Raw genomic sequence first — 24,547 nt, forward strand, 5'->3', positions numbered from 1 at the left:
GTCACACTACCTCGGGAATCGTGTCAGCGTTCTGGGGGTCGAATATGTCGTTCGTCCAGAAGGAGGTGTAGAGAGTGTCGCTCCCCACGTTCGTAATGTTATGAGCCCACATCGTCGGCATATCCACCGCTCCGGGTGCATCACCGGAGACCTCGAACGACACGACATCGTCGGAGAACAAGCGCCGCAGCGAAATTCGCGCCTTCCCCTGCAGAACTGTGAATCGCTCGATCTTACGCCGGTGGAAATGGTCGCCGCGTGTTACGCCGGGCACGGTCGTCGAAAACGAGGCCTGCCCCGGGCCGCCGTGCGAGCGGATGATCTCAAAGAACGATCCGCGCGCGTCGGCATGCCGGGTCAAAGAGAGCGGCGCTTGCTCGGGGAAAGTGAACGAACGATAGGTGTTGAAAAGGTCCCGGTCGAAGTCATTGTCAACGTTGGGAATCTCACCCTCGTTGTACAACGCCGCGTAGCCCTGCAGCCGTTCGAGCAGACCGACCACGCTCTCGATTTCCTCAAGATCAGGCTGATTCTCGAGTCGAGCTGCACCCGTCAGCAGATCCGCAGCGTTCTGCGCGTGCAGAAGCGTCAGTTCCTTGTCGTTCTCTACTGTCGGATTCTCCCCGTTCGCAATCAGATGGCTGAACGTTGCCGTCACCGCGTTGTAAAACGGTCGGCCGTGCTCCCCGAAGAGGTTCGGAAGCGGCACGTTCACGAACTCTGCTCCGATGTCCGAGGCTGCCGCGGCAAGGGTTTCCGCCGCACGCGCCTTCGCCTCGCCGTAGACGGAGCCATTGCCGACTTGCGTTGAATTCGCGTACGCCACAACCGGCGGTGGGTTGTCCGCAGTGCGAAGCGCGGAGGCGAATTGCTCTGCGAACGCGACGTTTCCTGCCAGGACCTCGTCGTCGTTCGCGCGGTTGACGCCAGCGATATGGATGGCGCGCGCGCTGCCGTCGATGGCACTGGTAGCGCTCTGCGCGTCGAATCCATTGCCGAGTGAAACGGCATTCACGGTCACGTCGATCTCATGAAGTGCAGCTCTGGTATGCCAACCGAGGAACCCACCAGACCCGGAAACGGCGAAACGGGTCATCTGTTGGTCTCTTCCACCGCGATTTCGGCAAGACTCAGCTCGTCACGCACCTCGGGCAGAGTGAGAAGAAGCTGTTCAACCTCTTCGACCGACATTTGCGCCACGGTGTGAGAATCGTAATCCTCAAACTTAGCCTGCGTCGTGTCACCTTCTTCGAAGTAGGCACTGTAGTTGAGGTCGCGCTTGTCCGCCTCGACGCGGAAATAATCACCCATGTCCCGCGCACGCGCGAGCTCTTCGCGCGTGGCAAGAGCTTCCGAGAGCTTCTCCGCGTGCCGGGTACCGATCACCTCGAGCTTCGCCTTCGATTGGAACAGATTCAGAACTGCCTGAGCGAGCGAGCCGATCGAGCATGCCTTTGCCTTGCGCACGAACAGATCGCCCTGCTGGGCATTCTGGAATGCGAATTCGACGAGGTCGACTGAGTGTGCGAGCGACATCATGAAGCGTGTCATGTCGGGGTTGGTGACCGTGATGTTCTTGCCCGCCTTAAGCTGACGGATGAACAGCGGGATCACAGAACCACGGGAGTACATGACATTCCCGTAGCGCACGCAGGAGACTGTCGTCACCGCATTCGGGTTGTTCAATCCGTGCGACTGAGCGACCTTCTCCATGAGCGCCTTCGACATTCCCATGGCGTTCACCGGGTAGACGGCTTTGTCAGTACTGAGGCACACGAGCGACTTCACGCCACTCCGGTCCGCTGCACGGACCACGTTCTCACTTCCCGTCACGTTGGTACGAACTGCCTCCATCGGGAAGAACTCGCACGAGGGTACCTGCTTCAGGGCGGCCGCGTGGAAGACGAAGTCGACGTCGCGGCTGGCGCGCTCGACGCTGTCGTAGTCACGAACATCACCCACGTAGAACCGCAGGCGACTGTCATTGATCTCGTGGCGCATGAGATCTTGCTTGGCCTCATCGCGGCTGAACACTCGGATCTCTGCCACGTCTCGCTCGAGGAGCTTCCGCGCCACTGTGTGCCCGAAAGAACCGGTTCCACCAGTGACGAGTATGTTCGTGCCAGCGTACGTCGTCATTCTTCTATTCTCCCGTGGTCTTCCGAGGCGTCGCGATTGGCGATCGCAGTCAGGATGGTTTCGATCGAGGTGACAGCGCGTTCCTTGGTCAAGTGCGCGTTGTAGAAATCCCGAGCGCGTTCTCGGAATGCTTGTCTCTCTTCGGATGTCGTCGCATAAGCCAGCCGAAACGCATCCGCTAGCGAATCGACATTCTCAGGCTCAGCGGCCATTCCGAGTCGATTCTCGACGACCAGGCGCGATACATCTCCCGCTACGGTCGTGATGACCGGAACCTGATGGGCGAGCCCGGCCTGGAATTTCGACGGGATTGTACCGGCGAAGATGTCCAGTTTCTTGAGCGAGACGATCTGGAAGTCGGCCTGTTCATAGACACCCGCGATGTCGTCAGGATGTACTTTCCCGAGGAACTCGACCCTCTCTTGCAAGTCCAGCTCATTGGTGATTTCCTTCAGACGACCCTCCAGAACGCCAGCCCCTGCGATGAGAAGCCGGAAGTCCTTGAGATCGTCCAGGCGTGCTGCTGCCTTGATTACCGTCTCCAGGTCCTGCAGAGCACCGAGGTTGCCCGCATACAGCAGGGTGAGTCCCGGTCTGTTCCTCTGGGGTGCCGAAGCGGCGCGCTTGGAATCTCGTGCCCAGTTGTAGACAAGGTGCACGCGATCGGAGGATGCGCCCCGATCCACGAAAAGCTTCTGTGCGCTTGGCGCGATCGCAACCACTGCAGCCGCCGTGGCGTAGACCTTACGCAGCCACCGACTTATGGCGCGGTCCGCGAAATTTCCCACAGCCCCGGGAAGGAAGCCTGACCCAGTCACCGACTCCGGCCAGATGTCCTGCACGTGGTACAGGTAAGGGATTCCGAACTTCTTCGACCACAGATATGCGACGTGCGCGGCGGTCGCTGGAGTGCCATGAACATAGATGACGTCGGCATCCTTCACGAACGACGCCGCAAATCGTGCTGACGACGGGAAGCTCAAGTAGTTCGCGATTCGGCCGCTGGCGTTGCTGGAGTGACTTGCGATGATCGGCACTCGCCGCACGCGCACCGCACCCCGTGACTCGACATGCCGCAACCGCTGACGATACTCGGGAGGGACTTTGCCAGTGTCATAGTGCGGAAACGCGGTCAGCACTCGGACGGAGTGCCCTCGGCGAGCGAGCTCTTGCGAAAGCTCGTCTGCGATTCGACCCGGCTTATCCGGTGGGAAGTACTGCGAAACGATGGCGATCTTCATTCGCCATCCTTCTTTTCGCCGATGTGCCGCCGAATATCACCGTTGTGCGCGCTCAACTCGTCATGCTTCTCGAAACGAAGTCCCGTGCCGGATACGACAACGTTGAGAGTCTTCGCCATGATCTTCAGATCGAGACCGACACTCACGTTACGAACATAGGCGAGGTCCATCGCGATCTTCTGATCCCAAGTCAGGGAGTTGCGACCCTTCACCTGCGCAAGCCCGGTCATCCCCGGTCGGACGTTCATCCGCTTGCGCTGGCCTGCGTCGTAGCGCTCAACTTGATATTGCAGGGCCGGCCTGGGGCCGACGAGCGACATATGTCCGAGGAAGACGTTGAACAGTTGCGGCAGCTCGTCGATGCTCGTGCGCCGCAGAATTGCGCCGATGCGCGTCACCCGCTGGTCGTTGGTGAGCTCGTTTCCCTCTGCGTCGTAGCTGTCCTCGAAGGTCAGCATGCTGCGGAACTTGATGATGCGGAACGTTCGCCCGTGGAGTCCTGGACGATCCTGGAAGAAGAAGGCCGGACCTCGCGAGGTCGTCTTCACCAGCACCGCGCTGACTAGCACCACAGGCGACAGCAGGATTATGGCGATCGCGCTCCCGAAGAGATCAACAAGCCGCTTACCGAAGCGAGCGTAGGAACGCGAGCCGGCCGTCCGCGACGCAGAACTACCCATTCAGCTGTCTCCCTTGAGATATGTCTCCCGTGCAGCGCGCAACTTCGCACCCGTACGAGGGAATGCAGCGGAATGGCTTTCGCGCTGGCGTCGCGTGATCCCTTCGAAGTCGTCGACGACGGCGTTCAGTCCCTCGACATAATCCATGAAGAAGTAATCTCGCAGATCGCGCGGTTGTCCCTCCAGGACACCCTCGAGCGCACCCACGTTCTTGCCGTAGTAGTACTGCTTGTCCCCAAGGACGTCCTTGAGCACACTGATGAACGGCGTCCCCACGGAGAGCGCGAGGATTACAGCGTGGTATCGGCTGGAAATGACCAGCTCCGCATCGCGTACGAGTGCGACGGCGTCTTCGATCGGCAGGTAGCCGCGATCAGTGATGTCGAAAATCTCGACGCCGTCGAGCCGCTCCGCGAGAAGCTGTCCTTGATCGACACCGCCGTGCCCCAGGTTGAAAGGGACAAAAATAACCCGGAGCCCATGGTCATTCGCCATCCGCTGCGCGAACCGTTCAAAATGGGAGAAGTTGTCCGCGACGAAATCAGTCGGAAGATAGGTCTCAATCACGACATATCGTCCCGCCTGCGGCTCCCGCTTCGGCGCGAGTCGCTCGTCGATGAAGAGCAGATCATCGGGCAGCGTATGGATCCGTTCTGGGCGGATGCCTGCCTGGTTCAACCAGTGCGGTGAGAGAATCGTGTCCCTTGCGCCGAAGCGCGCATTCGGCAGTGACCCGAAGAAGCTGGCGAAGAACTCCGTGTCGCCGCGGAAAGGCCCGTAGCCGTTCGCGGTGAACACGATCGGAACGTTCATCGTTGCAGCGACGAGTGCTGGTGCGATGATCTGGACCAACCGCTCAATACGGTGAGACTGTGTCCACAGCGAGTTGAAGTAGCCGCCGCCGTTGATGTACAACGTGTCCATGCCTGCCACGGCCGCAGTCACTTCGTCGATGTTCTCGATCTCACGAAGGATCTCCACGGGAGTCAAATACCGAGTGTCTCTACCCTCTGAGAACGCTCCACGCCTCAATCTGACCTCAACGAGCCGCACCTGGCGGTCCCCGAAGTAGTCAGCGCGGATCTTCTCAACGAATGGCTTGTCGTATACAAAGACCGTGATGTCCTGCGCGTCAAGCGTGTACACATTGTTGACGAGCATCGCGTAGTCGCCAAAGTTGACATCCGAGTACGGGCCTGTGAATCCGATCACTGCGGCAGTCTTCCTTTCTCACGACGGGACTGATTGCCCGCCGCATGTTGTGCTGTCGCACCGGTCGTGGGGAACACCGAGATCGTCTCATCGACGACGACCGCGTCATCGATGACGTAGTGCAGGCCGAGCGGCCGACGAACTCGGACAGTTCCCCAACCCAGCTGATGTGGCGCGTTGAAGTCTTTCATCGGATTGTCGCCGAAATAGACGAACTCAACACCCGGCCCAGGAAACCTAGATTCGATGAGACGGAACGCGTCTTCATTGGGTTTCGTCCATCCTGGGCCATGCTCGCCGGTCACAACGATGTTGTCGAGAACGTCGTCGAGTTTCAGAGCACGAAGTTTTCGCCGCTGTCCCTCGGCGTATCCATCCGTGATCACACCCGTGCCGACAGCGTCGTCAGGGAGATTCTGCAGGTACGACAGCGCATCGGGCTGAAGTGCGATCGCTGGATCATGGTTGCGGTACTCCTCAACGAAAATCCGAGTCGCTTCGGGGGGCAGTGAGAAGTGCGCCGCGAGGAGGTCGAAGGTGTTACCGCGAGTGCCGTGCTCGAACAGCGACCATGCATGTTCACCCACGCCGTCAATTCCATAACGGGATCGAGAAACGTCTCCGATGTGCATGAACCCGCTACGTACGTAGTCCCGCTCGAGGTAGAGCGTGTCATCGAGATCGAAAACATAGACCCGATCAACCATCGATGCTCCGCACGTCGAAATCCGACACGATCACCTCAGTGTCGTACCGCAGAAGCAACGTGCCCGCTTCCCATCTCAACTCCTCGATGTGCTCGCCTCGTCCATCTCTAAGGAGAGCATCGAAGAAGTTCGCGCCGGCGAAGTGGGCGAGCGGGTAGCCGCCACCGAATCGGGGGTTGATCTCAATGATGTTTATCTCGCCAGTCGTCGGTTCGTAGAACACCTGCACATTGAGCGCGCCATACGCCCCAGGCAACTGAGTCGCGACGCTACGTGCCACATCGATCACAGCGGAATAGTCGACGGTGACGCCTTTGGATACCTCGCCTCCGCGCACCTCTATGCGGCGGCGCGGAACGATGGCGAGCACACGCCCGGCTCGCCCGACCGCGAAGTCAACCGTTACTTCGAAACCCGGGGCCTTCGACTGCACGATATAGCTCTCATCGAGTCCTTCGATGTCCAGATCCTCAACCGAGTCTGCTAACAGGACGCCGATGCCGGAGGAGCCCGAGCGCGGCTTCGCAACCACTGCATCTTGCAGGCTTCCCTCGGGCAAGTCAGTCACTTCGAAGGTTTCGACCGTGGGGAGGCCTCTTTCCTTCAGCCATGTGTACAAGGCCCATTTGTCCCACCCGAGTTGGGCCACCTCCGGAGTCGACACCCAGACGTCAATCCCGTGCTGAATAAAAGTGTCCCGATGGTAGGCGAACACCTCGATCTCGGGGTCGATCGTCGGAATAATGACCCCGACGTTGTGCTCTAAGGCGATCTCCAACGTCCGTGAGATGAATTCGGGATCTCTGACAGGCGGAACCTGCTCGAATTCGTCGGCCAATCGTCCTGCCGCTGAAAGTGGCGACAAATCGGTCGCGACGACTCGGGATACCTCGCCGCGCAAAGGCTGCTTCTGCAGGAGCTTTACCAACGACCCTCTGCGCCCAGCGCTCGATAGCAGCCAGGTTGACTTATTGTCATCCATACTCTTCACCGCTCCGTCAGGAAGCCGCGGATTGTTGCGAGCACGCGCTCGCGTTGCTCACCACTCAGCGCGGAGCCACTCGGCAACGTCAACCCCCGCTCGAAAAGCGACCCCGAAGTACCATCGATCTCGCCACGGCATGCCTCGAATACAGGCTGTTTGTGCATCGGTTTCCACAAAGGTCGGCTCTCGACGTTCTCTTTGGCGAGCGCGGCCGAAAGCGCCGTCGGCGACCAGCCTGTCACCATCTCATCGACGACGATCGATGTCAGCCACACGTTGTCCGCCTCGTCACCATCGGCACCAAACACCTCGACCCCGTCGACGTCGGCGAACAGCTGCTTGTACAGCTCCCGCATCTCCCGCCGGCGAGCGATCATCTCGTCGAGGCGAGACAGCTGCGCCCGTCCGAGCGCCGCCAACAAATTGCTCATCCGGTAGTTGTAACCGATGTCGGTGTGCTCGTAATGAACAACAGGTTGCCGGGCCTGGGTTGCAAGGTAACGCACGTGCTGGGCGAAGTCTGCGTCGTCTGTGAGCAGCATTCCGCCACCCGACGTCGTCATGATCTTGTTGCCGTTGAAAGACACGATCGACGCGCGACCAAAGCTTCCTGCTGCCTTGCCGTTGTGCGTCGCGCCAAGCGATTCTGCTGCATCCGCGATCACGGGCACGTCGAACTCCGCAGCGATCGCCAGGATCGACGTGTAATCGACAGCCTTGCCAAGAAGATCGACGGGAACAATCGCCGCTACCCGTTCACCTGAGGCTCGGAGCGTAGTGAGCGCCTCGCGCAGCAACACGGGATCCATGTTCCCGGTCGCGAGATCTGCATCAATGAAGTACGGCTCCGCGCCCGTATACACAATCGCGTTTGCCGTCGCGACGAAAGTCATCGTCGAAGTCAGCACGATATCGCCCGGGCCGACGCCCAGCGTCAGCAGCCCGAGGTGCAAAGCTGCGGTTCCCGAGCTCAGTGCGACACCATGCGCGACGCCAACTCGTTCGGCGAGCTCACGTTCGAAGGCGTCGACGTCGGGGCCCAACGGCGCGATCCAGCCCGATCGCATGGCCGCGATCACCGCATCCTCTTCGAGCTGGCCGACGTCAGGCGATGACATGTAGATGCGTTCAGTCACGCGTGTGTGCTCCTTGGGCGGTGATCGGCTCGATTGCGGCCGTATCGTTGTTGCGCGGTTGCGTGAACATACGCGCTTTCCAGCCCGCCTTGTCAAGGCGTTCCGGAGTGATCACGTCTGCTCTTGTGTGTGAGACCTTAGGATGGAACGGTCGTTCGAGGCTCTCACTGCTTCCGACCAGTTCTTCATGCAGCTTCTCGCCAGGACGCAGACCTGTGAAAACGATTTCGATCGCTTTGCCCGACATCGCAATCATGCGCTTGGCGACCTCGAGAATCGACACCGGCTTTCCCATATCGAGGATCAGCACTTCACCAGGGCGGCCAATCGCCCCCGCCTGGATCACCAACTGACATGCTTCGGGAATCGTCATGAAGAATCGAGTGATATCGGGGTGCGTGACAGTCAGTGGCCCACCGGCGTCGATCAACGCTTGGAAGGTCGGCAGCATCGAACCGCGGCTGCCGATCACATTCCCGAACCTCACCGAGAGGTAACGCTTGCCGGTCTCTTCGCCCGCCCAGGCGGTGAGCTTCTCGGCGACACGCTTGGAATGCCCCAGCACGCTTGTCGGATTCGCCGCCTTATCGGTCGAGATGTTCACGAACGTTTCGACGCCCACCGCCCGCGCGGCATTGATCACGTTGAGCGTACCGAGAACATTCGTCTTCCACGCTTCGTCGGGGTACTGCTCGAGCATCGGCAGATGCTTGAGCGCGGCCGCATGGAACACCACCTCGGGCTGGCGCTCAACAAAGATCGCCTTCAGGATGTCGGCCTCGCGAATGTCAGCAAGCACAACGTCACGAGTATCGAGCAAACCGTGCCCGGCGGTGCCCAACTGCGCGAGCTGCAGGCCCGTCTCATCGCGATCGAGCATGATCAGCTCGCTGGGGCCGAATTTCGACAGCTGTCGACAAAGCTCTGAGCCGATGGATCCGCCGGCACCCGTCACCAGGACTCGACGCCCGGTGACGTAGCCGGCAATCAGTTCGACGTTTGTATCGACCGGGGTGCGACCGATCAGATCTTCGATACTGATGTCACGGATGTCGGATGCCGACTGTTCGCCCGACATCAGGCTGCCAAGTGAAGGAGTGACAGTGACTCGCAGCCCCGCCTTCTCGGCACGATCGGTCAAAGTGCGCAGAAGCTCGCTATCGGCGCGCGCCACGGCAACCACCAGCATCTTCGCTCCGGTCTGCGCCGCGGCCTCAGCGATGTGCTTCGTTTTGCCGACTACAGGGATGCCCCGCAGACGAAGCTTCTTCTTCGAGGGGTCGTCATCGAGAAGGCCCACCGGGCGAATCGGTGACGAAGGGTCGATAGCCGCGGCCCGCAGGACCATATCGCCCAGTTCACCCGCGCCGACGATCAAGGCCGGCACTGCTGTGCCGTTGTGCTTGACCGCGCGGTCGCTAAGAAGGCGCGACGTATAGCGAACACCGAACATCAGCAGAAGCACGCCCGGGAACGCGAGGAACATCGTTCCACGGGGCAGCCCCACGGCGTTGCCAAAGAGCACGACGAAGACGGAGAGCACGATCATCTCGATCAATACCTGCAGGGTGAGATCGCGCACCTCTTCGAATGACCCGTAACGCAGTCGGCCGCGGAATCGCACGAGCAGATACCCGAGAAGAACCTGCAGTCCCGCAGCGATCAACGCCAGGATCAGTGTCGCCAACCAGCCCGCAGGCGTCAGGGCAAACTCGAATCGAAGCAGCACCGCCGCGAAGATACCCACCACCCACGCAAGGCAGTCGACTGCGACCACTGCCACGCGCCGACGCCACTGAACCGACGTCAACCTGTCGCGCGTAGAGTCCGCGTTCATCGCCAAACCAATCTGTCCGCGTCCGATGGCTCATCCCTTAGAAATGTGCCGATCCCCCATTGGATGCATGTGAATCATTCCCCAGCATAGTGAATGGACAGTGAACTGAGGCAGCTTGTGACGGACTCGAAAGCGTGAACTCACGGGTTCACCAGAGCAGCAGGGCGGCCCCGATCACATTGTGTACGGTGTGCGCGGTGATCGCCGCGCTCAACCGGCCGGTCACCGCGGTCAGCAGACCGCACACGACGCCGACAGCGATCGTCGATACCAAGAGCCCTGTCTGCATCTGCCCAGTCGTGACGTGCGCCAGAACGAACACCGCTGTCGTGATCGCGATAGACACCCCCGTCGCTACGGCACCGCCAGAGGCATGCATTCCATCAGCTAACGCGCGCTGCAGAACACCACGAAAGAGAAGCTCTTCGACAAAAGGAGAGACCACGACTGCGACGATGAGCGACAGCATAATTGCTGGCGCAATGCCCCCGCCGAGCGGATTACTCACTGTGCCCGTCGTCGGAGAGAGCATTTCGATGACAGCCCGCAAGATGAGGCCCGCGCCCACTCCCATGCCGATATCCGTGACGCGCAGTCGTGACAGCCCCACGGCAGTGGCGAAGCCGGCCTTAGTGGTCAAGAAAGGGATCAGAATGCCCGCCACCAGCAGCGGCAGGGTTGTGGCCAGTGTCACTACCCCTGTCTGTGCGAAGCCAACGAGCGGGAGGGTAGTGGTGAACTCGCGAAGCACGACACTCACGCCGACACTGATCAGTGCCAAGATGATGGCTACTGCCGGGCGATTAAACGCTTCGGGCAGGCGCACAGAAAACGCCGACCGGCCCGGGGGATGATCCGGAGCGGTCGGCGTTTTCGAATTCAGCGGTACGACTCGATGCTTAGTTGGTGCTGTTGGAGCGACGGCGTGCAGCGGCTGCGGCTACTGCGAGGCCACCGAGGCCGATGGCACCAACGCCAGCCCAGATCACGCCAGCCGGCACATCGCTACCCGTTGCGGCAAGACCGTCATCGCCAGGAGTGCCAGTTGCGGCAGCAGCAGCGACGACGACGCTGAGGGTAATCGGGTCCATACCTTCACCGGTGACGACAACGGAGTAGGTGCCTGGTCCGTTCGGGGTAAACACGGCCGAAGCGGAGTTATTGGCGACGGACTTGTCGACAGACAGATCGACCGTGCTGGTAGCAGCGAAGACCATCGACGTCAGCGTCGAGCCAGCAGGCGTACCGTTGATCGTGAACGTGACGTCGGTCACGCCATCGGGAACCTGGACGGTGAGGGTGACACCCTGGCCGGCGACCGGCGTGGAGTCACTGATGGTGATGTCGGGGCCGTCTGCCGGGTACTGCGCGGCGTTTGCGGCCGAGGCACCACCGACGACGAGAACTCCAGCGAGCGCGAGGCTCGTCAGCGTCTTCTTCATGTATGCATCCCTTACGTTGCGTGAGGGGTCACCGGCCCAGTGCCGAACCGCTGCAGATGCGCGGTTGCCCCTATAACATCTGAATTCTGGCATAGAACACGCCCGGATGCGACTTCTGGCGGCATATACACCGAACGTTAACCCCAGAGTGTGCCGACGACCGCGAGAACGATATAGATCGCGTTGAACACGAAGTGCACGAACACCGCTCCCCAGATTCGACCGGTGGCGAGCACCAGCGCCCCACAGGCGAGCCCCACGATCATCGGTGTCACCCAGGCCTCCCACGACGTCCCTGCGGTCCCGGCGTGCGTGGCGATGAACGCGGCAGTGCTGAGAGCAAGAGCGGTGAGGATCGCCGGAACACGGCCGCCCACACGTCGGACGACAGAATAGGCGGTCACCAGCAGCACCCCTCGGAAGAACAACTCTTCGATCAGGGGGGCAATGAGCAAGAACGATCCAACATCGGCGAACAGCCAGACACTCTGCTGCCCCGGCCCGTAGCTCGGAAGCGCACCCGCCCCGCCCGCCGCAACAGCCAGCCAGCCCTGCACGAGCCGCAGTGCCAGGCCGAATGCCAGGCCATAAAGAATGTCTACAGCGCGCACTTGCAGCAGCGGGCGCGGCTTTGCTCGCAGAAACGCGATGGCCACGACCACCAGCATCCCCACCAGCACCACAGCGCGTGCGACCAGCGGTGCCGTCGTCGCCGGATCGAAGCCCCGAATGGCGGCGGCGACCAGAAGGGCCAGGCCGAGCACGACCAAGGCGATGGCGAGAACGGTCTCGTCCCAGGGCTTAACTGTTCGGCCGCCGTCTCGCCAGTCACGGCGGAGACGGACGCGGGAGGAGGTCAGCTCTGCGGAGGAGATGTCGGCTACCACGTCTCCCACGCTACCGTGAGACGCCCGCTATGCCGCCGTCACAGCCCGATCCGGGGTGTGCGCTATGGCAGGATTGAGGTGAATATCGACAGGGAGCCCATGGAACTGCGCGACTACCTCCACGTTCTGCGTAAGTACGCAGTGCTGATTGTGATCACGACCCTCGTCGGCATCGGCGCCGCTGCAGTGTGGTCCCTCACCCGAACTCCCATGTACGACGCGTCGAGTACGGTCTACGTCTCGACGCAGGCCGGCGAATCGGTAGCCGAACTGCAGCAGGGCCAAACCTTCACTCAGGCGCGCGTCGCAACCTATGCCGCACTCGCGACGAAGCCGGTCGTCATCGACCCAGTAATCACTGAGCTCAGCCTCGACTCGACTGCTGCATCGCAGGCGAGCCGAGTCACAGCCACAGCGCAGACGGGCACGAACCTGATCACCATCACGGTGACAGATGCCGACCCCGCTCAGGCAGCAGAGATCTCTAATGCGATCTCTGCCAGCCTCACCACGACCGTGGAAAGCCTTGACACGCTCGCGGGTCAAGCCAGCCCGGTCAGATTGACCCGCGTCGAGAATGCCCTTCCGCCGTCGAAGGCTTCCAGTCCCAACGTGCCACTCAATCTCGCACTCGGCCTGCTGCTCGGCATCGCCGCCGGTGTTGGCATCGCGACGCTACTCACCGTGCTCGACACGCGTGTGCGCACGAAGCGCGATGTGCAGCACATCACCGACGTGCCTGTGCTCGGGGCGATCCCGTTCGACGCGAAGTGGAAGCAGCGCCCGCTAATCATCAACGTCGACCCACTGAGCCCGCGCGCCGAGGCCTTCCGCTCGCTGCGCACCAACCTGCAGTTCGTCGAGTTCGACGGCAAGCACAGCTTCACGGTCACATCTTCCATGCCGTCTGAGGGCAAAAGCAGCACCTCAGTCAACTTGGCGATTGCACTCGCCGACGCCGGCAAGAAGGTTGCTCTGCTCGATGCCGATCTACGCAAACCCAAGGTGGCTGAATACTGCCAAATCGATGGGTCGATCGGCCTCTCTGACGTACTCATCGGCAGCGTGCGCCTCGGCGATGTGATGCTGCCGTGGGGCGAGCGCAGCCTGTGGATCCTGCCCGCAGGGCGCATTCCCCCGAACCCGAGCGAACTGCTCGGTTCATCGCAGATGCGCCAGCTGCTCGAAGTACTCGAGCGAGACTTCGATGTCGTCATCTGCGACTCGCCGCCGCTGCTGCCGGTGACCGATGCTGCGGTGCTATCGAAGGTCACGAGCCGGGTCATCACCGTCGTCGCCGCCGGTGAAACGACGAAGCAGCAGCTCACCGCCGCGATGTCAGCGCTGGAGCACGTCGATGCGAATCAGGCGGGCATCGTGATGACCAAGGTGCCCACGCGCGGTGCGGATGCCGCCACCTACGGCTATGGCTACGGATACGGCGAGCAACGCTACGGCGACGAGCCGGCTGAAGAGCCGCGTCGTAAAAGGCGCTCAGCGGCCGCTGACGGCCAGGCGTGAGGATCAATGCGCCCGCCCACCGCAGGCCGTAAGGTTGCCGCCATCGCGATCGTCGCCGTGCTCGGCGTCGTCGTGGCGGTGCTGTCTGGCATCGCGCTCACGCGGCCGCAGTCGGCGACCCCCGTCAGCAGCGCTGAGCCGTTGCCAGTGCTGAGCCCGACGACGAGCACGACTCCGACTCCCACGCCCACGCCCAGCTCTCTGCCATCGAATCGCGCTGACGAGCGCTTCGTCTCCTTCGCCGGAGACAGTGGCTGGCGTGCGACGGCGGGTTCCTGCGAAGGTGCCGCGCCCCTGCTTCAGCGTACGAACGAGCAGGGCGAGTGGGTGGATGTGATCCCCCGTGAGTACGGAGTGCGCCAAATCGCCTCGCTCGACGCATACAGTGACGGGGCAGAGCTGGTCGGCGGGGTGGACGATGCGTGCACCGCAGCATCCTTGCGCACCTTCAGTGGGGGTGAGGCGTGGGCATCGTACGAAGACGCCCTCGAACGCTCGCGCTATCTCGACCTCACCGATCCAGGCGTCGCACACACACGCAACGGTGATATTGCCGCACCGTGCGCGAACGCCACTGGTCTGCGTGCCTCGGGAGACATCGTCGCCCTGATCTGTGACGGGCAGGCGTGGCTCCAGACGGATGACACGTGGACGACTCTGGAGCTCGTGAATGTGAAGGCCATCGCCATCGATAGCACCGACCTCATCATCGGGCACCAGACCGCTGAGTGCGCCGGACTCGCTCTGACGCGGGTCTCCAGCACCGAGAGCATCGCAATCGGCTGCGCTGAGAATGTCGACGTCGCCCAGCCCATCGCGGTTGCACCGAAAGACGACGGCGTGGTCGTCTGGGCAGCCGATGACATGATTCAGGTCGTCGGCTGATGTTGATTTCGTCTGAACAGAGCAAGCGCATCGGCAGGACTGTCGGCTGGACGCTGGCCGCGATTCTCATCGCCGTACTGGCGGCAACGCTGTGGATCGCGTTCCGCGGTGTCTCTGCCGCCCAACATATGCAGGCCGCGCGCGCGCAGATCGATACCGCCACCGAAGCCATGAGCGACCCTGACGCCGCAGCCATCGCCATCCGGGAGATTCGCGAGAACGCACGCGCCGCCCACGGGTTGACGAGCGACCCGATCTGGTGGGCTGGGTCGCAGTTGCCGTGGGTCGGGCCTCAGCTCGGAGCCGTGTCGACGATCGCCGCAACCCTCGATGACATCAGCACCACCACGCTGACTCCGCTCGCACACGTGCTCGCGAGCGTCGACATGGATGCGTTCCGCTTCGAGGGCGGCGGAATCGACCTCTCGGTGTTCACGACCATTCAAGATGCCGCCGATCAGGCGGCGGCTGGAATGTCATCCGCCTCTGCCACGCTGAACGCTGTCGATACGAAGCCGCTGCTGCAGCCCCTGCGCGAAGTGGTCGAGACCTCTGCTGTGCAGGTCGAAGAAGTCGCAAATGCGGCAGACACGCTGCAACGCACGGCCACGCTGCTGCCCACAATGCTCGGTGGCGAAGAGAAACGCACCTGGCTGCTGCTGTTCCAGAACCCGGCCGAGCTTCGTTCGCTGGGCGGTATGCCGGGGGCCACCGCAGTGCTCACCGCAGAGAACGGGCGCGTCAGTCTGGCCGAGCAAGGCGATGCGAACATGCCGCGGTTCCCTGAGCCGGTCATCCCGCTCGATCCCGAGCTGCAAGCGCTCTACGGAGATCGCCCTGCCCTGTTCTTCTCAGGCACGACGATTCTCCCGGATTTCTCTCTCGCCGCTCCTCTCGCACGGGAGATGTGGGAACGTGCGCATGGCACAAGCGCCGACGGTGTCATCTCTATCGACCCCATTGTTCTTTCGTACCTGCTCGAGGCCACCGGGCCCATCAAGCTGCTGACCGGCGAGACACTGACCGCTGAGAACGCCGTGGATCTGCTGCTGCACGATGTCTATCTGCGCTATGAAGATCCTGTCGAGCAGAACCTCGTATTCGCTCAGGCCGCCGCCACGGTGTTCGAGACGCTGATGAGCGGCACAGCAGACCCAGCGAAGATCCTCTCGGCGCTCAGCCGCGCATCCGATGAGCGCCGGCTGCTGCTGTGGAGTGCCCATGAAGACGAGCAGCAGATACTCGCCGAGACGACGCTCTCGGGCCATCGCCCCGTCACCGATGAGGATGCCGCGCGCTTCGGCATCTATCTCAACGACGGCACCGGGTCGAAGCTCGGCTCCTACCTCGATGTCGACCCACAGGTCGCATGGGACCGCTGCGGTCCAGGGCAAGTGACGTCTGAGGCCACGCTCACCCTGACGTTGACCAACACCGCTCCGGCGGATGCCGCGACCACTCTGCCGCCGGCGATCGCCGGGGGCAACTACGGAGTGCCCGCCGCGACGCTGCGCGTCGTCAGCTACATCTACCTGCCCGTCGGAGCGAACCTGCTCGAGTCGTCGCTCTCGGGAGATCTCGCCTTCGGCGGCGGACCCGACGGCGAGTACCGCGTGCTGAGCTTCTCGGCCGACCTCGCGCCGGGCGATTCGACGACCGCGACACTCACCGTCTCACTTCCGAACGCCACCCCGGACGAGATCATCGCCGAGGTCACGCCTGCCTTCGGGGCGACCTCGGTCGTCGCGACCTGTGAGTCCTGACCCCCGCATGTCAATGCTCGCGTTCCTGTCACGCGTGCTCCTGGTGCCCTACACGGCCGCTGTGGCGCTCATCGTCTGGCTGCCTGATGAGCAGGCGGGCAAGGTCACTGGAATTGTCGCGCGGCTCGCGAGATCGCTGGGATACCGGCTCGACGTTTCATTCGCCGATACCTACACTGTGCTGGAGTTCGTGGCGAACATCGCTCTGTTCGTGCCGTTCGGCATTCTGCTCGCCCTCGCCTGGCCACGCCTCAAGGTGTGGCACATGGCCGCGCTGGGCCTGCTGACAAGCGGGGTGATCGAGTTCGTTCAGATCTTCCTGCCGACACGGTTCTCCACGCTCTCCGACCTGATCGCGAACACGGCTGGGGCATTGCTCGGGTGCCTGATCGTTCGTGTGCTCGTCTGGCTCTCGCACACGCCCGCACCGGGCGGACGACCTAGGGTGGAAACGTGAGTTCATCTGCCGATCCTGCTGCCACCATGAATCGTCGCGAATGGCGGGAGCACCATGCGGCGCCTTCGGCCGAGTCGCCCTCGCCGTCGCCCTCAGATGACAGCCCCCTGAATATCCTGGTCGTGTGCACCGGCAATATCTGCCGCTCCCCCATGGGTGAAGTCGTGCTGCGCGCGCGGCTGCAACCGCTGGGTGTCCATGTGCACAGCGCCGGGACCCATGCCCTCGTCGGTCACGAGATGACCGAGCCTGCGCAGGCTCTCGCCGTCGAGTCGGGCGCCAAGACTGAGGATGCCGCAGGCCATATCGCCCGCTACCTGGTGGAGCCGATGCTGCTCAGTGCAGATCTCGTGCTCACGATGACGCGTGAACACCGCACGCACGCCGTCACGATGGTGCCGAGCCGAATACGCCGCACGTTCACGGTCCGCGAGTTCGCGCGCCTTGCCGCTGGCCTGAGCACCGAAGACGCCCGCAACGCGGCTGAGACAGCCGGCGGCAACCTCAAAGTTCGATTTGCTGCCGCGCTGCAGGCCGTCTCCGATCAGCGTCCTCGCACCGCCGCCACCGATCAGAAGAATGACGACGTCATCGACCCGTATCGTCGCTCTTCAGAGGTGTACGCGCAATCGGCAGCGCAGCTCATTCCCGCGCTAGACGAGGTCGAGCGCATCGTTCGCGCAGCACTGGTCTGACTCGAACGGCTACCCGACCGTGAGCACCGCCGCTACCGGTAGCTCGTCAGCGCTCGACCCTGCGGCCACCCGGTAGTCGCCGGGCTGAACGCGCAGCGCGCCCTCGTGCAGCCAGTCGTCCACGGCACCGTCGAGCCGCAGCGCGTCATCCCACACTGACAGCCGCGCGATGTCGAAAGACACCTCCACTTGGCGCTCCTCCCCCGGCTCTAGGCGCACACGGCGATACCCGACCAGCAGACGGCGCGGGGCCGGCAGTGGCAGGACCGGCGCCAGCACGTACACCTGCACGAGCTCTTCTGCCACGCGGTCGCCGGTGTTCGCGACGGTGACAACGGCCGCGATCTCGCCTCGGACGCCGAGCGCCGGATGCTTGTGCGTCGGCGCTCGCGCCGCCACCCGATTCGCGTTGAGCGTCACACCCCGGTACTCGACGGTTGAGTACGTCAGGCCATGCCCGAAGGCGAAAGTGTAGGGGTCAGGCTGGTGCCGGTACGTTGCCTGCTGTCGCAGTGTGTCGTAGTCGAACAGGTCGCCCGCCTGCGCGGGATCGGCCGGCCATGACTGTGCCAGACGCCCGGTCGGCTCACGATCACCGCTGAAGACATCGGCGATGCCGTGTCCGAGTTCCTGACCACCGTGGCTCGACCAGACCACCGTGGCCGCGGCATCCGCTTCTCCAAGCACATACGGGTAGCTCGACACAATCGTGAGCACGGTGCGCTCGTTGGCCTCCTGCGCCGTGCGCCAGATCTCCGTGAACGCGCCCGGCAGCATCAGGTGCGGACGATCCTCGGTCTCGCGCCCGGCCAGGTGCGGATCATTGCCCACAGCGACCACGACGACATCCGCCGCGGCCGAGGCGGCAGCGACCGCGGCGTGGCCCGCACGCACCGTGCGCACGCCGAACCGCTCGGCCTGATCGAGAGTCACGCCCTCGGCCAACAACAACCCCACTTCGCGCGCCACGCGCACCCATCGGCCAGAACCAAGGTGCAACAGCGACCAGGTGCCGTCGGCGTGCACGTGCGCGCGGAAACTTTCCTGCACGACCCACTCACCGACCCGCGCAGAATCGGCACGCATAGGCCAGGCGCCGCCCGTGAGCAGCTTGCCGCTGGCCTGCGCACGCAACGTCAGCAGCCCATCACCCCAGTCGGTGACGTCGAACAACGCGGCATCCTCTACGGAAGGTGCGGTCGCCGCGACCGTCTTCCCGTCGGCAGATGCCACGACATATTGGCCGTTCGTCGCACGCAGCGAGATCGTGTCTGCGCCGGTCTCGACCACGACATCCGCAGACGGATACCGCTCGGCAAGCCCCTGCGCGATGCCCACCGCGTACGGCGGAGTGCCCGAGTACCAGTCGGTCAGCACCGCATCGGCGAGCGGTCCGACAACGGCGATCCGCTTGGGCGAAGCAAACGGAAGCACACCCTGGTCATTGCGAAGCACGACCACCCCGCGACCGGCGGCCTCGCGTGCCAACTCTCGCGCGCCAGGTGCGTCGATCGCATCCGCGCCGATACCGGCGTATGGGTCGGCATCTCCGTCGAACTCGCCAGTGCGAATGCGCATCTCGAGGATGTGCGTCACCGCCTGATCGACGTCGGCTGTGGTGAGGAGTCCCTGCTCCAGCGCGGCCGTGAGGTTCTTGATCGTCGGCTGCGCGTCAGCATCATTGTCGGTGAACGAGTCCATGCCGCTGGTCACCAGCGCCGCCGCCGCATGGATGCTGTCGGGCTGTGCCCCCTGGATCGTCACGGTGAACGTCGGGGCACCGGCATCCGACACGATCGCCAGCGATCCCTCTGCCCAGCTGCGCGCCTCGGCGACGAGCTCGGGCTGCGTGTGGGCGGGCGACCCGTTGACCCGGTTGTATGCCAGCATCATGCTGCCGGCAACGCCCTGCTCGATCGCCGCACGGAACGCAGGGAGCTCTTCCTCGTGCAGCGTACGCAGCGACATTTCCGATGACGTCGCGGAGCGGTCGGTCTCGTTGCTGTACGCCAGGAAGTGCTTCAGCGCTGGAACCGTCTTCCATACCCGCTCGTCGTCGCCACGCAGGCCCTTCGAGTAGGCGGCACCGAGCTGACCCGTCAGATGCGGGTCCTCGGAGTAGCCCTCCTCGTTGCGGCCCCACTGGGGGTGGCGCAGCGTGTTGACCACTGGCGCCCACACGTTCAAACTCACCAGCGGGTCTTCGGCGCGCTTGGCACGCGCCTCCGTCGACGTCACGGCTCCAATGGCTTCGAGAAGCTCGGTGTCCCAGGTCGCGGCCATGCCCACCGGCTGTGGAAATACGGTGGCATTGCCCAGCCAGGCAACTCCGTGCAAAGTCTCGGCACCGGTGCGAGACTCGGCGACGCCCAGGCGCTCGATCGCCGGCATCGCCTGATGCAGCATTGCGATGCGCTCCTCGAGCGTCAGCTGCGACAGCAGGTCAGCGGCACGCTCGGACACCGACAGATCGGTACGACGGAACAGTTCTTCGCTCACTTCACATCCTCCACAGACGCAGCTTCTACAGAAATAGACACTTCACCGGCGCCATCCGCCGACACGACACTCGCACCCACCTGCAACGACCACGATGCGGTCGCGTCGGTACTGGTTGCGGTGACACGCGAGCCCTCGCGCCGCACACGGAAGCTCGTCGACAACCCGGCAAGTCCCGGAACGACCGTCACTTCGTCATAGCCATCCGACAGTTCGAAGCAGCGCAGCGTCACGCCATCCGCCCACTCGTAATCGGGGCGGGAACCGGTCGCACCCCACGGCAGCACGGTGCCCGGACGCACGCGCAGCGGCACCGACAGGTAGTCGTGGTTCTCAGAGATCCAGCGACTGCCGTCCACGATCGAGCCGTCGATCAGAGAGGTCCACGATCCAGCCGGAAGGTAATACGAGGCATCCCCCTCGGACGTGAACACCGGCGCCACCAGCAGCGAGCCGCCCAGCATGTACTGGGTGTCAGCGTCGTAGCCAGAGCGGTCTTCGGGGAATTCCAGCACCATCGGACGCATCATCGGAATTCCGTCTGTGTGCGCCTGCTCGGCGACACCAGCCAGATACGGCATAAGTCGCATTTTCAACGTGGTGAACGCGCGAGTGACGTCGACGGCCTCTTCGTCGAACATCCACGGCACCCGGAAGCTGTCCGAGCCGTGCAACCGCGAGTGCGAAGACAACAGCCCGAAGGCGAGCCAGCGCTTGAACAGCCCCGCATCAGGGGTGCCCTCGAAGCCGCCGATGTCATGACTCCAGTAGCCGAAGCCACTCATCGCCAGCGACAGACCGCCGCGCAACGACTCGGCCATAGACGCGAACGTCGAGTCGCTGTCGCCGCCCCAGTGCACCGGGAACTGCTGCGTGCCTGCGGTCGCCGAACGAGCGAAGAGCACTGCCTCCCCAACACCCCGATGCTTCTCCAGCGCACGGAAAACGACCTCGTTGTACAGCTTCGGATAGAAATTATGCATCCGCGCGGGGTCAGAGCCGTCGAACCACTCCACGCCCTCATGCGGGATGCGCTCGCCGAAGTCGGTCTTGAAAGAGTCGACTCCCTGCGCCATCAGTCGTTCCAGGTGCGCGACGTACCAGTCCGCGGCATCAGGGTTCGTGAAGTCGACGATGCCCATGCTCGCCTGCCACAGATCCCACTGCCAAACGCTGCCGTCGGTGCGCGTGAGAAGGTATCCCTTCTCTGCTGCCTCGGCGAAAAGCGCCGAGCGCTGCGCGATGTACGGGTTGATCCAGGCCGAGACCTTGAGCCCGCGCTCATGCAGACGAGACAGCTGCCCCTCTGGGTCGGGGAAGGTCCGTGGGTCCCACTCGAAGTCGGTCCACTGGTACTCGCGCATCCAGAAGCAGTCGAAATGGAACACGCTCAGCGGCAGCTCGCGCTCGGCGAAGCCATCGATGAACTCGTTCACCGTCGCCTCGTCGTAGTTCGCTGTGAATGAGGTCGTCAGCCACAGGCCGAACGACCACGCCGGCACGCGCGCCGGACGACCGGTGAGTCTCGTGTAGCGGCTGAGGACGGCCTTCGGGGTGCCTCCGCCGATGACGAAGTAGTCGAGAGTCTCACCCGCCACCGAGAACTGCACGCGTGAGTTGACCTCGCTGCCGACCTCGAACGAGACCTCATCCGGACTGTCGACGAGCACGCCGTAGCCACGCGAGGTGACGTAAAACGGCACAGCTTTGTACGACTGCTCGCTCGAGGTGCCGCCATCGGCGTTCCAACTCTCGACGGTCTGACCGTTCTTCACGAACGCGCCGAACCGTTCGCCGAATCCGTAGACGCGCTCGCCGGGTGCCAGCGCCAGCTGCTGGTGCACCCACGTAGCCTGGTCTGCGGCGCTGTAGTGACCGACCGAACGCTGCTCGGAGCGGGTGAGCTCACGGCCGTCCTGCTCGAAGACGACATCCCACCCGTCACCGCGGTTGACGCGCACCGTGAGGTCGCCGGTCTGCAGCACGCCGCCGTTCTCGTCGGCCGATACGGCCGGCACGAACCCGGGCTCTGCGTTGATTTCGAAGTCGGGCCCACGATGCACACCGCCGGCATGACGCTGCACACGCACCTTCACGACGCCGGGCGCCGGAGACGAGTACGTGACGGTGATCATCGGGCGGTTCAACGTGTCTCCGCGGTGGCGGATGTGCGCCGTCGGCGCATACACGGTGAGCGTGCCCGCCGCCTCATCGATGCGGATGTCGTCGACTTCGACCGCGAACAGCGGGGTGAGCCCCGGTCTTGTCAACCAGTAGCCGTCGGTGAATTTCACCTCGTGTGCCTTTCGCTCAGTGCGCGGACTTCGCCGGGCGCAATGCCGACGATTCCGGTGGTCTCATCTCCGGTGAGCAGGTCGATCAGACCCGCAGTCACCGGCACTTCAAGGGGATGGATGCCGTGATTCAGCAGGAACAGCACGTCGCCACGCTGCACGGCCTCGAGCCCTTCGGGCAGCACCTCGAGCCCCTCCACTGCGCCGGACACGGATGCCGCGGCGAGAGCTTCGGCCACCACAGCGTCCAGCGCGCCATCCGAGACGACCGAGCCCAGATACCAGGCGGTGCCGTTGCGCGTGATCGCCGGAATTCCTGCCAGTTCGCCGCTGTCGTGGGTTGCGACGACGTCGGCGCCCTCAGCGCGGAGGCGCTCGGCAAGGATGCTCGCGGTCTGCGGCTCTGCAGCGTTGAAAGCATCGCCGAAGCCATCGGCGAATCGCAGGGCGCCAGGCTCATCCGGCATCCCGGCCCATTCTTCGCCGCTCACGCCGAGAAGTTCTCGCAGTAGCACGGGTGATCGCCCCTGCGAGATTGCGGCGTTCTCGTCGGCGACGCCGCTGAACGGCCCGATCACGATCTGCGCGCCGCGGGCAGCGGCTGCGGCGAGCGCCGCGGCGGTGGCGGGATTGAGAATATACGCATGCGGCACCAGGATCACCTTGTACGCATCCAGCACGGCGTCATGGCTGAGCACGTCGACTGCAATGCCACGGCGCCACAGTGAGCGGTACCAACGGTTCATCTCGGTCATCGTCGACAGTCGCTCTGTGGGGCGTGCCGGCTCCTCCCCCGCCCACCAGCTCGACCAGTCGAACAGCATCGCGACATCGGTTTCGACACGGGCGCCGCCCACTGACGCGAGCAATCGGAGATCAGCACCCTGCCTGCACACGCCGCGGAACACATCGCTGTCTGCGCCGGCGTGCGGAAGCATCGACGAATGGAAGCGTTCTGCACCTGAGCGCGCCTGCCGCCACTGGAAGAAGCAGATGGCGTCTGCGCCGCGGGCGACAGCCTGGAGCGAATCCTGACGCGCGCGCAACGGCGACTTGGGCACGTTGTGCGCGCGCCAGTTGACCGCGCTGATGGACTGCTCCATGAGCACCCAGCTGCGACCGCCACCGAGAGAACGCATCAGGTCCTGCACCAGGGCGATCTCGCTCGGCGCGTTCGGGCTCGCCGGGTCGGGGTACTGGTCGTCCGCGACGACGTCGACCTCGCCCGCCCACGAGTGATAGTCGGCCAGGGCGAAGAAGCCCATGAAGTTCGTGGTGATCGGCTGCTCGGCGCCGGTCTGACGAATCGCGTCGCGCAACTCGGTGTAGCAATCCAGCAACTGGTCGGAGCTGTACCGGCGGAAGTCGAGGGACTGCGCGGGGTTGACCAGATATGGCATGCGCCTCGGCGGCAGAATCTCGGCGAAGTCGTCGTACCGCTGCGACCAGAACGCGGTGTTCCAGGCCCGATTCAGCTCATCGATCGAGTCGTAGCGCTCCTTGAGCCACCGACGGAACTCGCGCGCCCCCTCATCGCCGTGGTCGACCTGGCCATACTCGTTGCCGACATGCCACATACGCACGGCGGGGTGAGTCGCGTAGCGCTCGGCGATGTCTCGTGTAATCGCCAGCGCATGCTCACGGTATGTGCGCGAGGCCGGAGAGAACTGGTTGCGTGATCCCGCGATCAGTCGCACACCGTCACGGTCGACGGGCAGGGTATCCGGATGCTGCACACCCAGCCACGGCGGCGGGGATGCCACTGGTGTGGCGAGGTCGACTGAGATGTCGGCGGCGTGCAGCAAATCGAGGATCTCGTCTAGCCATCCCCACTCACGGGCACCGGGGCGCGGCTCGATCATCGCCCAGCTGAAGACGCCGACAGTAACGAAGTTGACTCCGGCCTGGCGCATGAGTTCGACGTCTTCACGCCACGTCTCCCTCGGCCACTGTTCGGGGTTGTAATCACCGCCGAATGCGAGTCCGCGGTCGGAAATGAGCGCGTCGAAGGCATGCCGTGCGCTGGTCGTCGATGACATTTTCAGTGATTCCCCGTCGAATTGTCGAAGCGTTTCAACAACGAGAACATATACTAACCAGATGCGGATGTCCACGCGGGCCATGGAGGCCCTCCACGTGTTGCGTTGCCGACGTCCGCCGACCATAG

Annotated in this window: 20 protein-coding genes; 5 read left to right on the top strand and 15 right to left on the bottom strand. The window is 63.3% G+C overall.

Going from position 1 to position 24,547, the window contains the following annotated elements:
• Position 1 precedes the first annotated feature (1 nt).
• The 12 genes from AC1C2Q_RS04470 to AC1C2Q_RS04525 form a co-directional block, all read right to left on the bottom strand.
• Positions 2–1,096, bottom strand: coding sequence for a polysaccharide biosynthesis C-terminal domain-containing protein (locus AC1C2Q_RS04470; RefSeq protein ID WP_495449140.1), 1,095 nt, complete (start codon positions 1,094–1,096; stop codon positions 2–4).
• Positions 1,093–2,139: an SDR family NAD(P)-dependent oxidoreductase gene (locus AC1C2Q_RS04475; RefSeq protein ID WP_495449141.1), complete on the bottom strand. Its 1,047-nt coding sequence runs from the start codon at positions 2,137–2,139 to the stop codon at positions 1,093–1,095. The genes AC1C2Q_RS04470 and AC1C2Q_RS04475 overlap by 4 nt, the downstream gene beginning before the upstream one ends.
• Complete coding sequence (locus AC1C2Q_RS04480) at positions 2,136–3,380, bottom strand: glycosyltransferase family 4 protein (protein ID WP_495449142.1); 1,245 nt, start codon at positions 3,378–3,380, stop codon at positions 2,136–2,138. The genes AC1C2Q_RS04475 and AC1C2Q_RS04480 overlap by 4 nt, the downstream gene beginning before the upstream one ends.
• Positions 3,377–4,060 (bottom strand): sugar transferase, encoded by a 684-nt coding sequence (locus AC1C2Q_RS04485; RefSeq protein ID WP_495449143.1) that lies wholly within the window; start codon positions 4,058–4,060, stop codon positions 3,377–3,379. Before AC1C2Q_RS04485 ends, AC1C2Q_RS04480 begins: the two co-directional genes overlap by 4 nt.
• The gene (locus AC1C2Q_RS04490; protein ID WP_495449144.1) at positions 4,061–5,272 is read right to left on the bottom strand and encodes a polysaccharide pyruvyl transferase family protein; all 1,212 of its coding nucleotides are present in this window, start codon (positions 5,270–5,272) and stop codon (positions 4,061–4,063) included.
• Positions 5,269–5,979 (bottom strand): HAD family hydrolase, encoded by a 711-nt coding sequence (locus AC1C2Q_RS04495; protein ID WP_495449145.1) that lies wholly within the window; start codon positions 5,977–5,979, stop codon positions 5,269–5,271. The genes AC1C2Q_RS04490 and AC1C2Q_RS04495 overlap by 4 nt, the downstream gene beginning before the upstream one ends.
• Positions 5,972–6,961 (bottom strand): ATP-grasp domain-containing protein, encoded by a 990-nt coding sequence (locus AC1C2Q_RS04500; RefSeq protein WP_495449146.1) that lies wholly within the window; start codon positions 6,959–6,961, stop codon positions 5,972–5,974. The genes AC1C2Q_RS04495 and AC1C2Q_RS04500 overlap by 8 nt, the downstream gene beginning before the upstream one ends.
• 5 nt (positions 6,962–6,966) lie before the next feature.
• Positions 6,967–8,100 carry a DegT/DnrJ/EryC1/StrS family aminotransferase gene (locus tag AC1C2Q_RS04505; RefSeq protein ID WP_495449147.1) on the bottom strand — a complete coding sequence of 378 codons (1,134 nt, stop codon included), beginning with the start codon at positions 8,098–8,100 and terminating at the stop codon, positions 6,967–6,969.
• Complete coding sequence (locus AC1C2Q_RS04510) at positions 8,093–9,883, bottom strand: polysaccharide biosynthesis protein (RefSeq protein ID WP_495449148.1); 1,791 nt, start codon at positions 9,881–9,883, stop codon at positions 8,093–8,095. The genes AC1C2Q_RS04505 and AC1C2Q_RS04510 overlap by 8 nt, the downstream gene beginning before the upstream one ends.
• Positions 9,884–10,085: 202 nt before the next feature.
• Positions 10,086–10,697 carry a CPBP family intramembrane glutamic endopeptidase gene (locus AC1C2Q_RS04515; RefSeq protein ID WP_495449149.1) on the bottom strand — a complete coding sequence of 204 codons (612 nt, stop codon included), beginning with the start codon at positions 10,695–10,697 and terminating at the stop codon, positions 10,086–10,088.
• 139 nt (positions 10,698–10,836) lie between these two features.
• The gene (locus tag AC1C2Q_RS04520) at positions 10,837–11,379 is read right to left on the bottom strand and encodes a hypothetical protein (protein WP_495449150.1); all 543 of its coding nucleotides are present in this window, start codon (positions 11,377–11,379) and stop codon (positions 10,837–10,839) included.
• 137 nt (positions 11,380–11,516) lie between these two features.
• On the bottom strand, positions 11,517–12,266 hold the full coding sequence (locus AC1C2Q_RS04525; protein WP_495449151.1) for a CPBP family intramembrane glutamic endopeptidase: 750 nt from the start codon (positions 12,264–12,266) through the stop codon (positions 11,517–11,519).
• A gap of 78 nt (positions 12,267–12,344) precedes the next feature.
• Between AC1C2Q_RS04525 and AC1C2Q_RS04530 the strand changes: the two genes are divergently transcribed.
• The 5 genes from AC1C2Q_RS04530 to AC1C2Q_RS04550 are packed head-to-tail and all read left to right on the top strand — an operon-like array spanning position 12,345 to position 17,587.
• Positions 12,345–13,787, top strand: coding sequence for a tyrosine-protein kinase domain-containing protein (locus tag AC1C2Q_RS04530; protein WP_495449152.1), 1,443 nt, complete (start codon positions 12,345–12,347; stop codon positions 13,785–13,787).
• A gap of 6 nt (positions 13,788–13,793) precedes the next feature.
• Complete coding sequence (locus tag AC1C2Q_RS04535) at positions 13,794–14,672, top strand: hypothetical protein (RefSeq protein ID WP_495449153.1); 879 nt, start codon at positions 13,794–13,796, stop codon at positions 14,670–14,672.
• Positions 14,672–16,435, top strand: coding sequence for a DUF4012 domain-containing protein (locus AC1C2Q_RS04540; RefSeq protein WP_495449154.1), 1,764 nt, complete (start codon positions 14,672–14,674; stop codon positions 16,433–16,435). Before AC1C2Q_RS04535 ends, AC1C2Q_RS04540 begins: the two co-directional genes overlap by 1 nt.
• Positions 16,436–16,442: 7 nt before the next feature.
• The gene (locus AC1C2Q_RS04545; protein WP_495449155.1) at positions 16,443–16,892 is read left to right on the top strand and encodes a VanZ family protein; all 450 of its coding nucleotides are present in this window, start codon (positions 16,443–16,445) and stop codon (positions 16,890–16,892) included.
• Entirely contained in the window at positions 16,889–17,587 is a 699-nt protein-coding gene (locus tag AC1C2Q_RS04550; protein WP_495449156.1) for an arsenate reductase/protein-tyrosine-phosphatase family protein, read from the top strand. The genes AC1C2Q_RS04545 and AC1C2Q_RS04550 overlap by 4 nt, the downstream gene beginning before the upstream one ends.
• A 9-nt stretch (positions 17,588–17,596) precedes the next feature.
• Here the strand turns inward: AC1C2Q_RS04550 and AC1C2Q_RS04555 are convergent, their stop codons facing one another.
• From AC1C2Q_RS04555 to AC1C2Q_RS04565, 3 genes are read right to left on the bottom strand one after another with little or no spacing between them, the layout of a single operon-like run.
• Entirely contained in the window at positions 17,597–20,086 is a 2,490-nt protein-coding gene (locus tag AC1C2Q_RS04555) for a beta-glucosidase family protein (protein ID WP_495449157.1), read from the bottom strand.
• Entirely contained in the window at positions 20,083–22,380 is a 2,298-nt protein-coding gene (gene yicI / locus AC1C2Q_RS04560; RefSeq protein ID WP_495449158.1) for an alpha-xylosidase, read from the bottom strand. Before yicI ends, AC1C2Q_RS04555 begins: the two co-directional genes overlap by 4 nt.
• Positions 22,377–24,419: a beta-galactosidase gene (locus AC1C2Q_RS04565; RefSeq protein WP_495449159.1), complete on the bottom strand. Its 2,043-nt coding sequence runs from the start codon at positions 24,417–24,419 to the stop codon at positions 22,377–22,379. Before AC1C2Q_RS04565 ends, yicI begins: the two co-directional genes overlap by 4 nt.
• Positions 24,420–24,547: the final 128 nt, after the last annotated feature.

The sequence above is a fragment of the Microbacterium sp. Y356 genome, from assembly GCF_059445355.1.